This is a genomic window from Bernardetia sp. MNP-M8 (genome assembly GCF_037126285.1).
In the GTDB taxonomy this organism is placed as follows: Bacteria; Bacteroidota; Bacteroidia; order Cytophagales; family Bernardetiaceae; genus Bernardetia.
The window spans coordinates 2677885-2697499 of the sequence record NZ_CP147012.1 but is presented as its reverse complement, the minus strand read 5'-3'; the positions used below and the strand labels follow the sequence as shown (position 1 = coordinate 2697499).

Here is a 19615-nt window from a genome sequence, read left to right as displayed (position 1 = left end):
CATAACTGAATGTTTCGCTTCCTCAGAAGCGTGATTTATTTGCTTGAATCACACTTCTGAGGAAGCATTTCGTTCAACTCTAGATAGTTGAACATACAAAAAACATTGTGAAACTTTTGAAACAGCGTACCAAGCATCAAAAACAGTATTTTATCAAATTCAACAATCTGAAAGCCTATTATACAAAAATACCCGTGATAACCTTTATTATCTGAATTATTTTTTTTTGGTAGAAAAATCGTAATTCGTAATTTTTAATTCGTAATTAACTTCATGCGTAGTTTTGCAGAATTTAAAGCTCTTTTTGATGAAGATTTACTTCCTCATTTAGAAGACCTCAAAAAAGAACTTTCTTGGCGTAATATTCTTCAATTCGGGATTGTGATAGCTCTTGCAGCTATTTTGATAGTTCTCTTTGTTTTGATTGTTATGGAGTTGTTAGCTATTTGGGTTGTCATTCTTTTATCTGTTTTTCTGATTGCAGGAGCAATTTGGCAAGTACGAAAACTAGCAGATAGAAGAGATATTCAGTTACGTTACAAAAAAACAGTCAATTCTAAGTTAATAGAATTTGTAGCTCCTAGAGGAGATTATAACTCTGATGGCTTTGTTTCCTATAGCGATTTTGTAGATAGTGAGCTATTTAAGCGTGAACCTGATTTTTATGGTGGAGATGATTTGGTAACAACAAGTCAAGATGGTGTACAAGTACAATTTTCAGAAGTAAAAGCTGCTTGGGAAGAGCAAAGTGAAGATATAAAAGGTAATGATTCTAGTCAATGGCACATAATTTTTGATGGTATTTTTATGGTTTCGACACTCAGTAAAAGCTTTCCAGAGATGATTATTATTCCTGATGCTTCACAGGGAAGTTTTGGAAGATTAGGATATGAAACGAAAAAAGCAAACGAACAACACGGAGAATTTGTAGATGTAGAACATCCAGAATTTAATGATTATTTTACAGCCTATGCAAAAGATGGAAAAAAAGCTAAAAAAATGATTAGTGAAGATTTTATGGATAAAGCTGTCGAAATTGCTCAAACTATCGAAGAACCTATTTATTTTTCATTTAAAGGTAGAAAAATGTACGTTGCCATTCGTTACGACAAACCAATGTTTGAGTTTAATACGTATCTTGCAAACATTACCAATCCAGAAAAGCCTTATGAAATATTCAAAGAAATGGATTTTTTAGTAAACATTGGTGCTTCCCTAAATAACATGAAAAGACGAGAAACATTAGGTAGTATGGGAAGAGAAAGTTTTGGGGGTGGAATGGAAAGTATGGGAGGAATGGGTAGCTTAGGTTCTATGTCTTCACAAGATTTAGAACTAACAGATGAAGAAATTGCAGCTATGATGAGAGGAGAGTAAGAAATTATTTCAATTAAAAAATATAAATTACTATTTAGATTATGACTTTTTTTCAACGTATCAATAATTTTTACTTTTGGTTTTTTGTAGCCTTTGTATTATGGATGTTTTTCTTAGATGGAAATGATGTCTTAAATCAAATCCGTATGCGCCAAACATTAGAAGAGCTACAAGCCGAAAAAGAATATTACAGCAAACAAATTGACCTTTTAGAAACAAAAAAAGCTCAGATAAACGATTCTAAAAGCCTAGAAGAAATTGCAAGAGAAAAATATCTTATGACAAAAGAAGGTGAAGATGTCTATGTGGTAGAATAAATAAAGTTAGAAGTCAGATTTTAGAAATTAGAACTGAAAGTCAGCGTAACTAATTAACTCAATTCTACTTTCTATATTTTTGCTTTGAAATAGATAACATTAGTTTTTTTTAATAATTGAACACAGTTCGTTTATAAATGAGTTATGCGATAGCCTAAGAAACTATCACGTAAAAGTTAAACTAGTATAGTTGATATGAATAAAATTGAAATTGAATTAAGCAAAACTAAACTATTTCTTGGAATAGGTGGGTCACTTGTGTTTGTAGTATTGGGACTTTACTTTATCACGGTAATAGCAGACCAACAAACAAGATTTAGCCCATTAGTAGTGAAAGGTATTGGAATTGCTAGTGTGATGTTTTTTGGTGCAACTGGAATATACAGCATAAAAAAGACATTTGATAATAAAGTAGGCTTAACAATCGACGATGATGGAATATTTGACAATACAAATGCTTCAAGCGTCGGACTTATTAAGTGGACAGACATTACCGATATAAGAACAGAACAAGTTGCTTCAACAAAATTTCTATTAATTTATACTGCAAATCCAGACTTCTATCTTAACAAGGTTAAAGGTTTTAAAAGAAAGTTAATGGAGGGAAATAATAAGATGTACGGAACACCACTATCTATTACTTCTAACACTATAAAATATAACTTTAACGATTTGGAGAAGATAATAGTTGATAGACTCGTCGAACAACAACAAAGAAAGCCAATCGCATAACATTGGCTTAGCGAAAATGGGCTTAACGTTTTGACACAGACATTTGAACATAAAAATAAATTTAAAGGTTTAGCGAGAGACGAGTTAAGAAATCCCACTTTCGCCAAGCCACACCGTTGCTAGTAAATTAAAACGAACTAATGTTAGGAAAAAGTATTAGAATATATTTAAAAGAGGATTCAGTTACTGGAATTAAACTTGCTGAAGTTGTAAACTTAACAATTCAAGCTTTATCGAATCCTCGAAAAAAATTATCAGAATTAAATGAATTTTTCCAGAATCAAATAAATACACAAGGTGTTTACTTTTTGATTGGAACTGATGATGAAACAGGAAAATCAAAGGTTTATATTGGAGAAGGAGAAAATGTTTGGGACAGATTGAAAAGTCACGCAGTAAAAAAGGACTTTTGGAGTGAAGTAGTATTATTTACAAGTAAAGATGATAATATAACTAAATCACATATAAAATACCTTGAAAGTAGATTAATTGAGATTACGAAAGAGACTGAACGTTATTTATTAGAGAATAGCAATTCTCCAAGTTTAAATTCTCTACCATTACCTGATAGAGATGCAATGGAAGAGTTTATAAATAATATCAAATTATTAAATGGAGTTTTAGGTCATAAATTTCTTGAAAATCAAATAAGTTATAAAACTGAGAAACAGATAACTCCAAAAGACAATATTGAAGAATTAGCTTCAATTAGTGCAGAGGATGAAACTGAACTGAATTTGAAAGTAAAAAACATTACAGCAAAGGCAATTCAAACAGATGAAGGAATTGTTGTTTTAGCAGGTTCACAAGTTTCTGAAAATCCTTCGGAAAATTTTGGATATAAGACTTTAAGAAATGAATTAATTCAAGATGGAACTATCCAAGAAACTCAAACTGGATCTTTTGTTTTCACTAAGAAACATTTATTTACAAGTCCTTCTTCTGCTGCTGCTGTAATTGTTGGATATTCGATTAATGGAAGAAGAATTTGGAAAGATTCTAAAGGACAAACTTTAAGTCAAATTGAGAAATCGGAAATAACAACTGCTACTAACACTTTGTATAATTAATTGCTTAGTTCTACTTAGACTTTACGAAAATTCTAGTGGATTTGATAATTAGTTCTTAATCATACAAATACATTAGTCTCTACCTGTTCATAGTTTCACACTACGAACCTACAAAGGTATTTGAGCACCACGCTTTGTATTCCGTAAAACACACGTGTGACACTTCTGACTTCTAAAATCTGACTTCTAACTTTCCATTTATCCCATCTTAAAACCAATCACAAGAACATCGTCGATTTGTTGTCTTTGTCCTTTCCATCGTATAAAACCACGCTCTAGAAGTTGTCTTTGAGCGTCCATATCTTCTGCATGAATATCTCTCAAGACTTGACGGAAACGTTTTTTCATAAACTTCTCATCGTGTTTTCCTCCAAACTGGTCTTGATAACCATCAGAAAATATATAAAAAGAAGTTGGCTCATTTACTTTAATAACATGTTCCTTAAAAGTTGGGGTTTTCTTTAGATATTTTCTTGAATAGCCTCCAATTCCTCTAATATCTCCTTTTACTTGTTCTACATTTCCATTTTGAATATAAATCAATGGATTTTTTGCTCCTCCAAAAACTACTTCATTATTATTTTTATCAATTACACAGATTGACATATCCATTCCATCACGGCTTTGCGTTTCATTCTGACGTAATGTGTTTCGGACAGCTTTATCTAACTCTTCCAAGATAAGAGCAGGACTCATAATACCCATCACGTTAATAATTCTGTCTAAATGTGTTTCAGCAATAATAGACATAAATGCCCCTGGAACGCCATGTCCTGTACAGTCAATGGCAGCAACGATAGTTTTACCTTCTTTTTCTGTAAACCAATAAAAATCGCCACTTACAATATCACGAGGCAAAAATAAAACAAAGGCTTCAAAAGCATCTTTTAGTATAGATAAAGGTGGCAAAAGTGCGTGCTGAATTCGTTTTGCATAATTGATACTATCTGTAATATCTTTATTCTTTGATTCAAGAGAAATCCTATTTTCATCTATTTCATGTTTTTGAGCTTCTATTTTTGTATAGGCTTGTGAGTTATCTAAAGCAATTACGATATAGGTAGCTAGATTTCTAAGAATAGATAAGTGTTCTGAATCAAAGGCATTTTCTTTATAACTCTGAGCTGTTATGACACCAATTTTTCGCTCTGCCAAAACTAAAGGCAAATAAACAACTGAAGAAGTAGTTTTCCCAAAATCTGGATGGGGCTTTTCTTCCATGTATTTCAGATATTCTTGTTGAACGTTATGAATTATAATCTCACGCTGCTCACTAAACGATTTGACAGCCAATTCACTCTTATCATTCAAATCTAAAATATGAAAAGGTAGTACATTTCCATTTTCAATAAAACCAGAAACAGTAAGACAGTTTGCATCCTCATCAAAGAGAGCCACTCCAAACGCATCAGCAGGCATTACTTTTTGAATATTATCATAAACAGATTGAATAATTTCTTTGTGGTGCAAACGAGCTGTTATTTGTCTTCCAATATCACTAAGCAAACGAATATTTGCATACGCATTTTCAAGCTGGTCACGCTGAACACGCAACTCTTCAGTAGTTTCTAGCAATTCACCTGTTCTTTCTTTTACAGAGTTTTCTAGTTTTGTATTTTGTTCTCTAATAGATTTTGTTCGGAAATAATAGATTGTCCAAAGTCCACTTGCAATAACCAAAATAACAGCAACTCTAAATCCTAATGTAGCCCAAAAAGGAGGACGCATTCTAATTTTGACAGATGCACCTTCGTTATTCCATAGACCATCATTATTTGCAGCACGAACCACAAATTTATATTCTCCTTTAGGCAAATTTGTATAAGAAGCAAAACGACGGTCGTTTACTTCATTCCAATTTTCCTCAAATCCTTCCAAACGATATGAGTATCTATTATTTTCAGGATGTAAAAAATTAAGAGCCGTAAATTCGAATGTAATTACTTGGTCTTCATAATCCAAAATAATTTCATCAACCACTGAAATATGATGTGTGAGAGGAGAATCTTCATTATTGGCATCTCTTACAGCCACAGATTTATTAAAAATTTTGAAATCAGTCAAAACAACAGGAGGAAGATAATTATTTGATTTTACAGTATCTGGATGAAACATAGTTAGTCCTCCAATTCCACCAAAAAACATCATTCCATCATTTTTTCTCAAGTAAGAAGCACCTGAGTTAAACTCATTGCTTTGTATTCCATCCTCAAGATTAAATTCCCATACGATACTATCCCCAACATCAAACTTAAGAATACCATTATTTGTACTTAGCCATAGATTTTCTTTTTTATCTCCCAAAACTCCATGAATAACTCTGCTAAGTTTTATATCTAGTTCGCCAAAATGAAGGGCTTTTTTGGTTTTTGGGTCAAAACGATTTAGTCCATTTGGAGTTCCTAACCAAAGATACCCTGATGCATCTTCCCAAATTGTTCTGATTGCATTGCTACTAATACTTGTAGGATCATCATCTTTATAAGAAAAATTTTCAAAAGAAAGGATATTTCCTTTACTATCTCGTTTGGCAAGACTAAGTCCTCCTTCTTCTGTTCCTATCCATAGATTTTTATTTCTATCCTCAAAAATAATACGGACACTACTTCCTGCTAAAGATGCTGCATTATTTTTATCATGAATAAAGTATCTAAAACGGTATTTTTTTGGATTAATTTTTTCAAAATTCAAATGATTTCCTGTTGTGTCTTCATAAATTTCATTCAATCCTTTTTGAAAAGTTCCTACCCATATTTTACCAAAGCTGTCTTTATATATAGTTGTAATTCTGTTTCCACTCGGCGATTGTTGTAAAAAATCATTTTCATTTGCTACAAAAGTTTGAAAATCTAAAGGAATATGAGTTTGTTTGTCAAGTGTAGCTCTAAAAAGACCATTTTTGAGTACAGAACCCCACAAAACAGAGTCTCCTTCATTTAATAAAGCTGTTACATCTCTAGTATTTGGATTTTGGAAGGAAGAAAAAAATGTACTATAGTTAAAAGCAGAGTCTTTAGTTACGTTCAGATAACTCCAGCCATCTGCTGTTCCTATCCAAAGGTTATTTTTATCAGAGTTTGTTATACTCCACACCCATGCTGGAGGAAGACTATTTTGATTTTCAGGGTTATGACGGAATGTTTTGAATTGTTTGGTACGAGTATTTATCTTAAAAATTCCATTTTTATTTGTTCCTATCCATAAAAGTCCTGATTTACTTCTTGTAATAACGTTAAAAGAGCCATAATTCTCAAAGGTATTGCCGATATTTTGACGCTTATAGGTGTGATTATTTTGATTGAACTTACCAAGTTCTAGAGCAGAGATAATCCATAAATTACCATCTTCATCTTGTTCTATCCCTTCAATAGCTAAAGGAGAGGCTTTGTAAGACGACATATTATCACTCAAACGATTATATCTTCCTATTCCATTTTTTGTTCCTATCCAGAGTGCCTTAAAACGGTCTTCAAAAAAACAGGTAATATGTCCATTTGGTAAAGATGAAAAAGTAGAGTCTGCTAAAAATACTTTAAAATTATTTGTTTTGGGTTGATAACGAGCAACTCCATTTTGTGTTCCTATCCAAACATTTCCTTTTTTATCTGTGTAAAGTGCCGTAATTTCATTATCAGGAATAGAATTAGTCTTTCCATCAGCAAAATATCTTTCAAAAGTCTTTGTTTTTCTATCAAATTTATTTAATCCTTTTTTTGTTCCTATCCAAATAACTCCTGTTGTATCTTCTGTAATTGCACTCACATCATCATTAGAAATACTTTTTTTATGTGCACCTTGATATCTATAGCTAGTAAAATTGTCAAAGTCAAGATTGTATATTGAAAGTCCTGCTTCTGTCCCTACCCAAATTGTGCCGTCTTTAGATTGAAAAAGCGTTTGTATATTGTTGTCAGGAAGGGAAGTAGAGTCTCCTCGTTGGGATTTGAATAGTTTGAATTTATAGGCATCATACCTGTTTAGTCCGTCTTGTGTTCCAAACCACATAAATCCTTTTTGATCTTGCAGAATAGAAAGCACTGTCGATTGAGACAATCCTTGATCGATGCTCAGATGTTCGGCTTCTAAGGGTGTATCTCCAAAATCAGTAAATTGAGCAAAAGAAGAATTGGAGAAGATAGAAAAACTATATACAATTAGAATACAGAAAAGTGTACAAGCGTACCTCATGTATTTTATTAGGGCTAAAATTTTGATAGAATTATTATGACTAATAACTAAATTCAGTTATTATATGGAAAAATACGCAAAAATTGAAGCAAAACAATTTTTTATATAACTACTTTCGGTAAAAATGTTTTTTTATTAGGTAGAAAAGCTTTTTAGATTTGACTAAGATGTAAGTAGTTTAAGATAAAATTGTTGGATAACGATTTGTTCAAATTTTAGAAAAAATGTATATTGAAGTAATTACAAATTAAAAAACACCAAATTATATATTATTTCTTATGCAAACACTCAAATATCAACTTGGAAAGATAATCGGAATGACTTTCGTTGTGCTAGGAAGTATTTTTTTTATAATTATGTTAGCTAACATAAATAATGGCAGAAATGAGCTTGTAGATGGGTTGCTAGGAGGAATTGCCTTGGGAGGAATACCAGCATTAGCAGGCTTTTTTTTATGGAAGTTCTCACGCACAGGACAACACAAATTTTTGATGAACAAATATGAGCGTCAAATATTAGAAACTGCTTCTCAAAATGGAGGACATCTAACGCCCACAGAACTAGCCATGAAAACTGACCTGAGCCTTAAAGAATCTAAAAAAGTATTAGAAACTATGCAAATAGAAAGCTATTGTGAACTCAAAATTTCTTCTAATGGCTCAATTGTTTTTTATTTTAGAGAACTAGATAAAGGAGATAATTATGCAGAGAGTGAGCTATTAAATTAACAGACTTTATCTCTATTTATGAGAATTCTAAAAATTAAATTTACATTTCCCTTTAGCTTCGTTAAGAGTTTTTTATATCATTTTTTTGTAACTTGCAGACCTCTCAACTACTGCATAGCAGTAATTTTTCAGTAATCTTTACAATACAACATTTACATAAAAAGTATAACTTATATGACACTCAAAGAAGTTTATTTAGTTTCAACAGTTCGTACTCCTATTGGTAGTTTTAATGGTTCTTTGGCAGCCGTTGCAGCTACACAACTTGGTGCAACAGCAATAAAAGGAGCATTACAAAAAATCAATCTTGACCCAAAAGAAGTAGAAGAAGTTTATATGGGTAATGTAATTTCAGCAAATCTTGGACAAGCTCCTGCTCGTCAGGCTGCTGTTTTGGCTGGTCTTCCTTATTCTGTTCAATGTACAACAGTTAATAAAGTATGTGCTTCGGGTATGAAAGCGATTATGTTTGCTGCTCAAAGTATTATGTTAGGTCATTCGGATGTAGTAGTTGCTGGAGGAATGGAGAGTATGACAAATATCCCTTTTTACTTAGATAAAGCTCGTTTTGGTGGTTACGGCTACGGACACGGAACACTTATCGATGGACTTATGCGTGATGGCTTGGCTGATGCGTATGACAACTCTGCCATGGGTGTAAGTGCTGATAAAACAGCCGAAAAATATCAGTTTACTCGTGAAGCACAAGATGCTTTTGCTATAGAATCCTATACTCGTTCAAAAAATGCAACAGAATCAGGCAGATTTAAAGACGAAATTGTAGCTGTAGAAATTCCACAAAGAAAAGGTGACCCAGTAGTAGTAAGTGAAGATGAGGAATACAAAAAAGTGAAATTTGATAAAATACCTACTCTTAGAGCTGTTTTTTCTGCAAATGGAACAGTTACAGCAGCAAATGCTTCTACAATCAATGATGGTGCTTCGGCTGCAATCTTGATGAGTGGAGAGAAAGTAAAAGAATTAGGACTTACTCCAATTGCTAGAATTGTAGACTTTGCAGATGCAGAACAAGAACCACAATGGTTTACGACTGCACCAACAATTGCAGCACCAAAAGCTCTAAAACGTGCAGGTCTTACAAAAAATGACATTGACTTTTTCGAAGTAAATGAAGCATTTTCAGCTGTAACGATGGCATTCAATAAAGAATTAGATATTGATCCTAAAATTGTAAACGTAAACGGTGGAGCAGTTTCTTTAGGACACCCACTTGGCTGTTCAGGTTCAAGAATTGTAACAACACTTACTAATGTTCTTAGTCAGAACAATGGTAAATATGGATTAGCTGCCATTTGTAATGGTGGTGGTGGTGCTTCAGCAATCATTATTGAAAATTTGAAGAAATAATTGATACTATTTCAAAATAAACAAATTACCGTATTTTGTACTTTACAGAATACGGTTTTATTTATTTACCTATTTCTGATTCTCAAATCCTAATTTAAAAAAAAATGTCAAGAATAGTATTTACAGAAAATGCTCCTGCTCCTATTGGTCCTTATAGTCAAGCTGTTTGGAATGGAAACACACTTTTTGTGTCTGGACAAATTGCAATGGATGCAAAAAGTGGCAAAATTACAGGTCAAGATGGAGAAAGCATAGAAGACGAAACACACAAAGTAATGCACAATATGGGACAAATTTTGGAAGCTGCTGAGCTTTCTTATTACAACATTGTAAAGTGCAGTATTTTTGTAAAAGATATGAATGATTTTCAGGCTATTAATAAGGCTTATGGTGAATATTTCACAGAAAACCCTCCTGCTAGAGAAACTGTTGAAGTATCTCGTTTGCCAAAAGATGTACGTGTAGAAATTTCTTGTGTGGCTGCAAAAGAATAATTTTTGTAATTTTACATTAATTTAAAAATCCTAAGAGACTCTAAAACCTCTTAGGATTTTATTAGTATCTTATTAAAACTAATCCTTTCCAAATTAAGTTAATATGATTGTAGAATCATCTAATTTCAGATAATTTACAACTTACCATTTATAATTCATCATTTAAAAGGTTTGGCAAACAAAAAATATAGAAATTTATTAAAAGGATTTGCTAAAAATGCGCCTCAACTTCTTTGGAATGCGCCTTCTTTATTTCCTCATAGTCTTCGCTTGCTTCTTCATGCAGACGAGTTTATGCCCCACGCCAAGAGTTTGTTACCTCAATCGTCTTTACTTGCGCCTCATATAGAAAAATTGTTACCTTATAAAGAAGAACTTTTGCCCTATGCCAATCAGATAGCTCCTCATGCAGAAAAACTTCTTCCCTATTCTGACCAGCTTTTACCTCATGCAGAAGAATTATTGCCTTATTTTCATTTATTTGAGCCGTATTTAGATGAGTTGTTACCTTATACAGATTTGCTTTTAAAGTACAAAGACGTACTTTTGCCAGAAGTCGAAAAGCTACTCCCTCATTGTAAAATTTTGCTTCCTCATGGCGAAAGGCTACTTCCTCATGCAGAAGAAATGTTTGTACATTTAGATATTTTACTTTTGTATGTAGATAAACTTTTACCTGCCGAACATCACAATATACCTGTAAAATCAATAGAATCAGTTTCTAATCTGACTGAAAATTTAGAAGAATTAGAGGAAAAAGAAACAGACGAAGAAGAGTAAATCATTAAAAATCTCATTTAGCCATGAACAATAAACTTTCTTTCAAATTTCAAACACTTTTTTCACTTACTATTTTCTGTTTAGGAGTTATCGGAATTGCTGCTTGGTCACTTTCTTTAGAATCAAACTGGAAATTTTTGATTATCGGTATTGCTGCAATTATCGTTTTACTACTTCTTCTCAAAATTTCTACAATGCCTACTTCATTTCATTTTTCAAAAAAAGAATTAGTTGTTTCTTATTTATTTCTACCAAAAAAGAAATGGCTTTTTGAAGATTTGAAAGAATGGAACGCAGTAGAAATCAAAACTTTTAATGACGTTTATAAAATTTTAGAGCTTAGTTTTGTTAAAGACAAAAAGCTTCAAAAAGCAAAAAAAATAGGAATCAGTAAGCAAGAATACAAAGGATTTGAATTTTTCGATAAATTTATAAATAAGAATTTCAAAGAATTAAAGATAGAGATAGAAAAGCAGAAATAAATTTTCATAATGAAAAATACACTCTTTCAAAATGGGTATAATTATATATTGAACAATTATGTCAAAAAACAAAAATAGCCTTATACGAGCTTCATACGCACATTTTACAAATAATTGACAAATAATTTAATTTATTTTGGTATTGGCAAACACTTTGAATTATATAAGTCAAGTAAGCAACAAATTGATAGTAATTTCTAAAAGCATTTGCAATGAGATTGAGATTAATTTCTCAAAATTTTTAACTCATTATTTTTATCAGAGCTTTATTTTTCAGAAATTCTATCAAATAGAAAGTCAAGATTGAATAGTAAGCGTGTTGAAGTTTCTTCTAAAAAAGAACTTATTTTTTACAACTCCTTATTTTTTAGCTATTCAGTTACACTTTTTTAAAATATAACTGAGAAATCCCTTTCCATTTTTTATATATGAAAGGGATTTTTTTATGCTTGTTTGTCACTATGAAGAGTAAGCTACATTTTTATAAATTTCTAAAGTCTTCTTGGCTGTATTTTCTTTTGTAAAATTTTGGAGGTGAATAGTAGCATTTTGTATTAATTTATTTCTTAACTCTTCATTAAACAGAACCTTCTCTACATTTTCAGCTAAAGAAAAAGAATCTTTTATATTTGAAAGCAAACCTGTTTTGTTATTAATTACAGACTCTGGAACTCCTCCTGCTGCTGTTGCCACAACTGGAACTTTACTTGCAAAAGCATCTAATACACTTGTTCCTAATCCTTCTGTTTGGCTTGTAAAAAGAAAAACATCCAATTCTTTTAGAATAAAAGCAATGTCATTTCTAAAACCTGTCAAAATAAAATGCTCTTTTAGTTGTGGATTTTGATTGAACCACTTATGAATTTCGTTTTTTGATTCTCCTTCTTTTCCAATTAAGAAAAAACACACCTGCTTATTTTTTTTCTCTAGTTTAGGAATGAGTAATTTTGCTGTTTCTAAAAAGGTAATATAATCTTTTTCAGGTGTAAGAGCTGCTACATTTCCTATCAAAATTGTATCTTTTGACAAATTATATTCTTGCCTTAAAATAGATGTGTCATTTTCATTATTAAACTTATCCAAATCAATTCCATCATATATTGTAATTAATTTTGACTTGTCTTTAATACTCAGACCCACCACTTCTTTTACTTTTTCTGAAACACAAATTATTTTTTTTATAGCTGAATGATTGTATTTGTAGTTGGAAAAAAAATTATTTTTAACAGGAAAAATCACCTTTCTACTCAAGATAAATTTAGTTTTATTCTGAAAAAAAACGGCTGACAAAATGCCTATTGTATGTGCGTGTGCATCATGAAGATGAACAATACTTACTTTATTTTTTTTACAAAAAGTAGCCAAAAATTTTGCTTGTCCAAACTTTGAATTTCCCTTTAACTCTTCTACCTCCAAATTGGTAGTTACGTTTTCTTTATTATAATTTCTTATAAAATCAGACAAAGAAGAGTTTTGAGGTGTCAGAATTGTTTGTTGAATTGAGATTTTATCTTCTTGATTTTTCTCTATTTCGGTAGCTAAATAAGCAATCTGCTGTTCGCCTCCTCGCCAAGTTTTGGGAGTAGAAAGATGGACAATATGGAAATTCATTGATTTCTAAATTAATTATGAAAAAGTATGATAGATATAAAAGCAAACAAAATCTCATCTAAAATGAGATGAATACTACTTCTCCATCTCTAAAATAATTTGCTCTAACTTTTCTATATCTACGTCTACATTTACAGTATGTGTTTCAGCAGAATCACCTTCTGAAAGTAAATAATAATAATCAACTTCTAAATCAGAAGCTAATGAAAAATAGCAATTATTATGTTTGTCTGCTTGATTTCTAATTTCCAAAACTTTAGTATTCGGATTGATGAAAAGCATGTTGGTAAGTCCTGCTCCATGTAATCCAACCAAAGAAACTGTTTGTTTCATAAGTTCAATTTGTTTTTCAAAACTATACTCTTCAAAATAATGAATTTCATAATTATATTTTTTGAGTAATTTCTGAACTTGCTCTTCATTATTTATTTTTCTGAACCTAGATTTTTGACGACTGATATATATTTTCCTATTTATTTTTTGCTTAATTACATTTTCTGTACCTTCATTAGACTCTATTTTCGAACTTTGAGTAAATAGTTTTCTAGCTTCCTGCATCAATTCTTTATCATAATTTCCACTATTTCCAATATGAGAAGGCAAGATTAATTTATTTATTTTATAGACCTGATTACTCTCATAAAAATATATTTTCCGATTTAGTTTTTCTCCTGTAATTTGAGTAAAATCATATTTTTCTAGTTCTTTTGGAACTAATAACTCTGTATTTTCTCGTTTTTCTATCTTTTGAGCAACCAAAACACGAGGAATAACATCTGTAAGCCAATGAAAATAACCATCTGACCAATTATCTGTCGCAAAAATAGCATTTTCTATCGTTTTTGTTTTTGATAAAAAATTAGATAAAACTACCTTAGCAAAATTTAGAAGCGTTCTACTTTTACTTATTGGATATGTATGAGTATAAGAATTGAAAGTCTTAAAATCAGATAAATCTAATAAATATCCATTCAGTAAATAGACAGTTGAAAGCTCTAATACATGAACACTAGGAATATTTTTTTCTAACTCGTGAGCAAACAAACTGGTCTCTTTTAGAGTAACATTTTGAGCAGGATTTCTTTTCGCTATTTTGGCTTCTATAACTTCTTGTTTTTTCATAAATTAGATGTTCAAATTCATTATTTTCAGCTTACAAATAAGTATTGAGTTAAATTATTGAGAAACCAAAAAGATGATAACTCAAGCAACTAGCATATTCTAACACACCATTCTACAAAAATAGTCTTTCTAATGTCAATCAAAAACTGGTTTTTACTTTCTTTTTTTGCTCTTCTTAAATTACAGACACCTTTTCTACTCAATAAAGCATATAGTTTTCATAGAGATGAATTACTTTATCTTGCGTTGGGCAAACATTTAGATTTTGGTTTTTTGGAAGTTCCTCCAATGATTGCTCTTTTTGCTTCCTTTATTCAAAATACAATAGGAGAATCTCTTTGGGCTATTCATTTAGTTTCTGGCTTGGCTGGAATGACTTTGGTTATTCTGACAGGAATGATAGCTAGTCAGATGGGGGGAAAAACATTTGCAATCCTATTTGCTGGTTTTATTGTTATTTTTTCACCTGCTTTTTTGCGTATACATACACTTTTTCAACCTGTAGGTTGGGATGTTTTGGGCTGGACATGGCTTATCTATCTTTGGATTCGTCATATAAAAACTCAACAAGGACGTTATTTGGTCGGAATGGGAGCTATTGCAGGAATTTTCTTTTTAAATAAATACAGTATTGTTTTTTGTGTGATTGCTATTCTAATAGCTACTTTGTTTTCAAAAGAAAGACAATGGCTTTTGAACAAAAAGTTGTGGCTTGGTGTAGGCATTGGTCTTCTGATTGTTCTACCTAATCTTATTTGGCAAGCCTTTCATAATTTTCCCGTCTTTCATCACATGGAAGAGCTTAGTGTTACACAGCTTAAAAATATAAATCCTGTAGATTTTATAATTGATCAATTTTTAATGCATCTTCCTATTACTTGGATTTGGATGTTGGGTTTTACAGGCTTATTAAAAAGTAAAACACTTCAACCTTTCAGAACGATAGCTGTATTTTTTGTAGTTGTTATTTTGATGCTTTTCTTTTTGCACGGCAAAAGTTATTATACATTGGGAGCTTTTCCTGTAATGCTTGCTGCTGGTTCAATCGCTATCGAACGTCTGACACAAAACCGTACGTTTTTACGTGTTCCTGCTGTTGTAATTCCAATAATGCTTATCTTGCCTTTGCTTCCTTTTAGCATTCCTATTTTGAGTCCTGAAAAACTTACAGAATATGCCGCTACTTTTACTGAAAAAACAGGAGAAGAATCGTTTAATCGTTGGGAAGACGGAAAAATACATGCTCTTCCTCAAGATTTTGCTGATATGTTGGGATGGAAACAAATAGCTAAATTAGCAGCAAAGGCATATTATGAAATTCCTGTTGAAGAGAGAAAGAATACTATAATTTTGGCTGAAAATTATGGACAAGCAGGAGCAATTGATTTCTATGCAAAAGAATTTAATTTACCACAAGTATATAGTTTTTCAAGTAGCTATTTACTTTGGCTTCCTCAAAAATTTACTGCAAAAAAAGTAATTTTTATTAATGATAGAATCCATCAAGATATTAGCAAAACAGTAGGCAAACAAACTCTTATTGGAGAAATTAAAGATACATATAGCCGTCAGAATGGGAATAAAGTTTGGCTGTTAGAAAATCTAAGTAAGGACTATTATGAGTTGTATGAAAATGCAATTAAGGAAGAAAAGGCATTTTTGACAGAGTAAGAAAATATTTTTAACAGTTTTTTTTTTCCTGATGCAACCTATCTAAAAATATACTGTCTTTGTAGTAAATAAGCTCATAAAAAAAGCTACTCACTAATTTAACTACATTTCATTATTTACATCAATAATCATTTAATTCTATGAAAACGCTCAATCACAAACTAACTACTTTCTCATTTGCTCTTTTGTTTCTTTTTGCATTTTCAATTTCTACAGCTTTTGCTCAAGAAGTTAGAAGTGTATCTAATTTTGAAGAAATTTCATCAGGAGGAAGTTTTGATATTAAAATTGTAAAATCTTCTAAAAATGAAGTCAAAATTGAAGGTGCAGATGCAGACCTTTTAGAAAAACTAGAAACTCAAGTAGATGGCAATCGTCTTAGAATAGGAATCAAAAAAGGCAATAGTTGGAGCTCTAGAGGATATAGTAAAGTAACTATTACAGTTTATCATACTGAAAAACTAGAAAAATTATCTCTTGCAGGTTCGGGTTCTATGGAATGGGATGGCGAATTATATAGCTCTACATTAGAAATTAGTGTTGCAGGTTCAGGAAAAGTATGTGGAAGAGTTGCTGTTTCAGACTTAGAAGCAAGTATTGCAGGTTCTGGAAAAATTTGTCTTAAAGGAGCAGCTACACAACAAGAAGTAAGAATTGCAGGCTCTGGAGATTATGAAGCAGAAGATTTAAAAACACAAGATACAGAAATCAAAATTTCAGGTTCTGGAGATGCTGAAGTATATGTTACAAAGAATTTGGAAGCAAAAATTTCAGGTTCTGGAGATATTCGTTACACTACTGGTGGGAATGAATTAGAAAGACAAATCGTTAAAGTAAGTGGCTCAGGAAAAGTACGCAAAGGATAAATATAGTTTGCAATTGTTGAATAAACAATTGACAATTAGTCTAAAAAACTCTTCACATTTCTATCTTTAGATTTTTGAAGAGTTTTTTCATTTTAATAAAATAGCTTCTTTTATTCAATATTTCTTTAAATTTGTCTTTTGTTATGCCTTTTTGGAAATGTATTTGAAAGATTTATAAGACAAAAAATATACCCCTAAAAAAAGAAGTTGGTCAATTTTATGATGAAAATAAAAAAACGAGTAATTTGGTTTTTGATAATTTTACTTTCAATTCCTACACTAGCATTTTGCCAAGATGATTTACAAGAAAAAACAAAAAGCCTAGAAGATTCTATTCGCTTAATGCTTTATAGAGAGCGACCTTATTTTGAAGTCGTCAATTATGGAGCAAACCGAATTCAGATGAAAGATAGCACTTCGTTAGATTATTTTTTTGAAGCTCTTTATAAACTTCAAACTCAAAAAAAAGGAGAACCAAATCAGGTAAAAATTCTGCACATGGGAGATTCTCATATTCAAGCTGACTTTTTTACAGGAAAAGTAAGACGATTGTTCCAAGAAGACAAACGTTTTGGAGACGCAGGACGTGGATTTATTTTCCCTTATTCGGCTGCCAAAACAAACAATCCATTTGATTACAAAACTCGTTATACAGGAACTTGGACAAGCCAAAAAATGGTCAGTAATAAAGACCAATCTCAATGGGGAATCTCGGGAATAAATGTAGAGACAATAAATCCCAAATCAACAATTACACTTGAACCCATAGAATACAATGAGCGCAACCCTTCAAAAATAGAAAAAGTAAGAATCTATTATCCAATCCTGAATGAAGAACTTTTTGAAGCTGTCATTATTGCTCCAACAAATGAAATAAAATCTCAAAAAATGCACCCAGATGGTTATTTGGAAGTTATTTTTTCTGTTCCTCAAACTTCTATCAGCATTGGATTAGATAAAACTGATGATATTCAAACACATTTTATTCTGCAAGGCATTTCTTTAGAAAGTAATGAAAAAGGGGTTCTATATCACGCTGTGGGAATAAATGGAGCAGAAACAAGACATTATTTGCGTTGTGAAGATTTTGAAACACAACTCAGAAGCATTCAGCCAGATTTAGTAGTAATTTCTTTGGGTACAAACGATGCCTATCCAACTAGATTTGATGATGTGGCTTTCAAAGGAAATTTAATAAAAATAATTACTCAAATTAGAAATATCAATCCGAATACTTCCATTTTACTTACTTCGCCAAATGATACTTATCGTTATAAAAAATATGCAAATTATAACACCCAAAAAGCAGAAGAGCGTTTACAAGAACTAACAAGAGAAAAAAATGTAGCTCTTTGGAATTTTTATCAGATAATGGGAGGTTTCAAATCGATTATTGATTGGCACAAAGCAGGGTTAGGACAGTATGATAAAATTCATCTTTCCCAAACAGGGTATAATTTGCAGGGAGATTTATTTTATGAAGCCATTAATGAACAATATAAAAAGTGGCTGAACAAAAATAGACCAAAATAACATGTTCTAAACTGTCTGACACCTCAAAAGGTATCCTGACAGTTTAGATTTCTACTTTCTATTTTTTTAGGCATATTTAATTTTTCTCAAATTATATATTAACTAATAACTTTATAAACAGAACCTTCTCTAGTTGGTGTGCTACTAAGCAGTTCAATTTTGTTGCTCTCCCAAACACCAATTTCACCAACAATTATTTTTTGAAGACGTTCTTTCATTGCTTTTTTAGTTTCATCATCAGTACGAATGTATGCTAAGGTAACATGAGGATTATAATTTTCAACGTTGGTATTTTCAATCTCTATATCTATTTCTTCTAGTTTTTGAGCCAATTTTTCATATAAATCTGATAAAGCTTCATTTTTCAAAATTCCTACCCAAAGAACATAAGGAAGTTCATTTTTTTCAAATGTTCCTATGTCTTTCATTGTTAAAGTAAGAGGGGCTTGTTTTGCAATTTGACTTACAATTTCCTGTATTTGTGAAATTTTTTGGTGTGAAACATCTCCTAAAAAATGCAGTGTAATGTGCATTTTAGAGATTTCTATCCAATCTTTAATTTCCTTCATTTCTGGATAAGAAGAAAGCCACTCTTGACATTCTTGTAAAGCATCTTTTAAAAATTCAGGAAGAGGAATGGCAATAAATAAACGAGATGTTTTTTGAAGAGGAGTAGTCAATTTAGGGGAGTCGATTTTTGTCTGTAAAAAAAGTGTTTGGTAATAATGTTTGTGTAAATTATAACTACAAAACTACAAATAAATTGTCAATTACAATAAAAATGTTTGTTTAGAGTATCAAAAAAGGCTTTTTATAAGAAAAATTATAAAAAGGCTTTTCAATATTATACTTTATTTACTTAAAAAAACTCAACTCTATAGCTTTTTTAAGTTTTACTAAACACAGAACTTTTTGTATACACATCAAAACCCTAAATCTCATAAGAAGATTTAGGGCTTTGTTATTGATAAGTTAGTTTTCCTAACTGAATATTTCTTGAACTATTATCTACCTAATAAAAGATAAAGAATTGGTCCTATGATAGGTAAAAAGAAAATAGCTAAAGACCAAAGAACTTTTGTACCCATTGTACTAGCAGAAGTCCATACACTATAAAAACAATAGACAATAAGAATAAGATGAAGGATTGATAATATACCACCAATACCACTACCCAAAACACCAAAGGCATTTGCTACAAGAATCGTAAACATAAATTTCAAAGTTTAAAAAATGAAAGGAATTAATAAAATTTTGAAGTCTAAAAAATAATTTG

Annotated in this window: 17 protein-coding genes; 12 read left to right on the top strand and 5 right to left on the bottom strand. The window is 31.2% G+C overall.

Annotated features, from left to right (window positions below; all coding sequences use genetic code 11):
• Nucleotides 1-273: 273 nt before the first annotated feature.
• From V9L04_RS11085 to V9L04_RS11070, 4 genes are all read left to right on the top strand, one after another.
• Entirely contained in the window at nt 274-1377 is a 1104-nt protein-coding gene (locus tag V9L04_RS11085) for a DUF3137 domain-containing protein (RefSeq protein WP_338789862.1), read from the top strand.
• A gap of 41 nt (nt 1378-1418) precedes the next feature.
• Nucleotides 1419-1694, top strand: coding sequence for a septum formation initiator family protein (locus tag V9L04_RS11080; protein ID WP_338789861.1), 276 nt, complete (start codon nt 1419-1421; stop codon nt 1692-1694).
• A 195-nt stretch (nt 1695-1889) separates the two neighbouring features.
• A complete protein-coding gene (locus V9L04_RS11075; protein ID WP_338789860.1) occupies nt 1890-2426 on the top strand; it encodes an STM3941 family protein in 537 nt (178 codons plus the stop codon).
• A gap of 140 nt (nt 2427-2566) precedes the next feature.
• On the top strand, nt 2567-3496 hold the full coding sequence (locus V9L04_RS11070; protein ID WP_338789859.1) for a GIY-YIG nuclease family protein: 930 nt from the start codon (nt 2567-2569) through the stop codon (nt 3494-3496).
• Between the two features lie 198 nt (nt 3497-3694).
• On the opposite strand, the gene V9L04_RS11065 is transcribed toward V9L04_RS11070, so the two are convergent.
• On the bottom strand, nt 3695-7684 hold the full coding sequence (locus V9L04_RS11065) for a two-component regulator propeller domain-containing protein (RefSeq protein ID WP_338789858.1): 3990 nt from the start codon (nt 7682-7684) through the stop codon (nt 3695-3697).
• A gap of 278 nt (nt 7685-7962) precedes the next feature.
• Between V9L04_RS11065 and V9L04_RS11060 the strand changes: the two genes are divergently transcribed.
• The 5 genes from V9L04_RS11060 to V9L04_RS11040 all read left to right on the top strand — a co-directional run bounded on the left by V9L04_RS11060 (nt 7963) and on the right by V9L04_RS11040 (nt 11536).
• Nucleotides 7963-8412 carry a hypothetical protein gene (locus tag V9L04_RS11060; RefSeq protein ID WP_338789857.1) on the top strand — a complete coding sequence of 150 codons (450 nt, stop codon included), beginning with the start codon at nt 7963-7965 and terminating at the stop codon, nt 8410-8412.
• Nucleotides 8413-8586: 174 nt separating this feature from the next.
• Nucleotides 8587-9780, top strand: a complete 1194-nt coding sequence (locus tag V9L04_RS11055) for an acetyl-CoA C-acyltransferase (protein ID WP_338789856.1) — start codon at nt 8587-8589, stop codon at nt 9778-9780.
• A gap of 104 nt (nt 9781-9884) precedes the next feature.
• Entirely contained in the window at nt 9885-10274 is a 390-nt protein-coding gene (locus V9L04_RS11050) for a RidA family protein (protein WP_338789855.1), read from the top strand.
• 171 nt (nt 10275-10445) lie between these two features.
• Nucleotides 10446-11054 carry a hypothetical protein gene (locus V9L04_RS11045; protein ID WP_338789854.1) on the top strand — a complete coding sequence of 203 codons (609 nt, stop codon included), beginning with the start codon at nt 10446-10448 and terminating at the stop codon, nt 11052-11054.
• Nucleotides 11055-11077: 23 nt separating this feature from the next.
• Complete coding sequence (locus V9L04_RS11040) at nt 11078-11536, top strand: hypothetical protein (RefSeq protein WP_338789853.1); 459 nt, start codon at nt 11078-11080, stop codon at nt 11534-11536.
• A 459-nt stretch (nt 11537-11995) separates the two neighbouring features.
• On the opposite strand, the gene V9L04_RS11035 is transcribed toward V9L04_RS11040, so the two are convergent.
• Both V9L04_RS11035 and V9L04_RS11030 read right to left on the bottom strand, forming a co-directional pair.
• Complete coding sequence (locus tag V9L04_RS11035) at nt 11996-13147, bottom strand: glycosyltransferase family 4 protein (protein ID WP_338789852.1); 1152 nt, start codon at nt 13145-13147, stop codon at nt 11996-11998.
• Nucleotides 13148-13222: 75 nt separating this feature from the next.
• Nucleotides 13223-14269 (bottom strand): glycosyltransferase family 61 protein, encoded by a 1047-nt coding sequence (locus V9L04_RS11030; RefSeq protein ID WP_338789851.1) that lies wholly within the window; start codon nt 14267-14269, stop codon nt 13223-13225.
• A 132-nt stretch (nt 14270-14401) separates the two neighbouring features.
• Between V9L04_RS11030 and V9L04_RS11025 the strand changes: the two genes are divergently transcribed.
• The 3 genes from V9L04_RS11025 to V9L04_RS11015 all read left to right on the top strand — a co-directional run bounded on the left by V9L04_RS11025 (nt 14402) and on the right by V9L04_RS11015 (nt 18339).
• Complete coding sequence (locus V9L04_RS11025; RefSeq protein WP_338789850.1) at nt 14402-15940, top strand: glycosyltransferase family 39 protein; 1539 nt, start codon at nt 14402-14404, stop codon at nt 15938-15940.
• Nucleotides 15941-16080: 140 nt separating this feature from the next.
• Nucleotides 16081-16806 carry a head GIN domain-containing protein gene (locus tag V9L04_RS11020; RefSeq protein WP_338789849.1) on the top strand — a complete coding sequence of 242 codons (726 nt, stop codon included), beginning with the start codon at nt 16081-16083 and terminating at the stop codon, nt 16804-16806.
• Between the two features lie 219 nt (nt 16807-17025).
• Nucleotides 17026-18339: a GDSL-type esterase/lipase family protein gene (locus tag V9L04_RS11015; protein WP_338789848.1), complete on the top strand. Its 1314-nt coding sequence runs from the start codon at nt 17026-17028 to the stop codon at nt 18337-18339.
• Nucleotides 18340-18437: 98 nt separating this feature from the next.
• On the opposite strand, the gene thpR is transcribed toward V9L04_RS11015, so the two are convergent.
• Complete coding sequence (gene thpR, locus V9L04_RS11010) at nt 18438-19019, bottom strand: RNA 2',3'-cyclic phosphodiesterase (RefSeq protein WP_338789847.1); 582 nt, start codon at nt 19017-19019, stop codon at nt 18438-18440.
• Between the two features lie 324 nt (nt 19020-19343).
• A complete protein-coding gene (locus V9L04_RS11005; RefSeq protein WP_338789846.1) occupies nt 19344-19553 on the bottom strand; it encodes a PLD nuclease N-terminal domain-containing protein in 210 nt (69 codons plus the stop codon).
• Between the last annotated feature and the right edge of the window lie 62 nt (nt 19554-19615).

Bases quoted from the DNA above. Each gene is read 5' to 3' on its own strand.
- V9L04_RS11050 (WP_338789855.1), top strand. From the start codon at position 9,885: ATGTCAAGAATAGTATTTACAGAAAATGCTCCTGCTCCTATTGGTCCT.
- V9L04_RS11005 (WP_338789846.1), bottom strand. From the start codon at position 19,553: ATGTTTACGATTCTTGTAGCAAATGCCTTTGGTGTTTTGGGTAGTGGT.
- V9L04_RS11065 (WP_338789858.1), bottom strand. From the start codon at position 7,684: ATGAGGTACGCTTGTACACTTTTCTGTATTCTAATTGTATATAGTTTT.
- V9L04_RS11040 (WP_338789853.1), top strand. From the start codon at position 11,078: ATGAACAATAAACTTTCTTTCAAATTTCAAACACTTTTTTCACTTACT.
- V9L04_RS11015 (WP_338789848.1), top strand. From the start codon at position 17,026: ATGATGAAAATAAAAAAACGAGTAATTTGGTTTTTGATAATTTTACTT.
- V9L04_RS11075 (WP_338789860.1), top strand. From the start codon at position 1,890: ATGAATAAAATTGAAATTGAATTAAGCAAAACTAAACTATTTCTTGGA.
- V9L04_RS11030 (WP_338789851.1), bottom strand. From the start codon at position 14,269: ATGAAAAAACAAGAAGTTATAGAAGCCAAAATAGCGAAAAGAAATCCT.
- V9L04_RS11055 (WP_338789856.1), top strand. From the start codon at position 8,587: ATGACACTCAAAGAAGTTTATTTAGTTTCAACAGTTCGTACTCCTATT.
- V9L04_RS11080 (WP_338789861.1), top strand. From the start codon at position 1,419: ATGACTTTTTTTCAACGTATCAATAATTTTTACTTTTGGTTTTTTGTA.
- V9L04_RS11060 (WP_338789857.1), top strand. From the start codon at position 7,963: ATGCAAACACTCAAATATCAACTTGGAAAGATAATCGGAATGACTTTC.
- V9L04_RS11085 (WP_338789862.1), top strand. From the start codon at position 274: ATGCGTAGTTTTGCAGAATTTAAAGCTCTTTTTGATGAAGATTTACTT.
- V9L04_RS11035 (WP_338789852.1), bottom strand. From the start codon at position 13,147: ATGAATTTCCATATTGTCCATCTTTCTACTCCCAAAACTTGGCGAGGA.
- V9L04_RS11070 (WP_338789859.1), top strand. From the start codon at position 2,567: ATGTTAGGAAAAAGTATTAGAATATATTTAAAAGAGGATTCAGTTACT.
- V9L04_RS11025 (WP_338789850.1), top strand. From the start codon at position 14,402: ATGTCAATCAAAAACTGGTTTTTACTTTCTTTTTTTGCTCTTCTTAAA.
- V9L04_RS11020 (WP_338789849.1), top strand. From the start codon at position 16,081: ATGAAAACGCTCAATCACAAACTAACTACTTTCTCATTTGCTCTTTTG.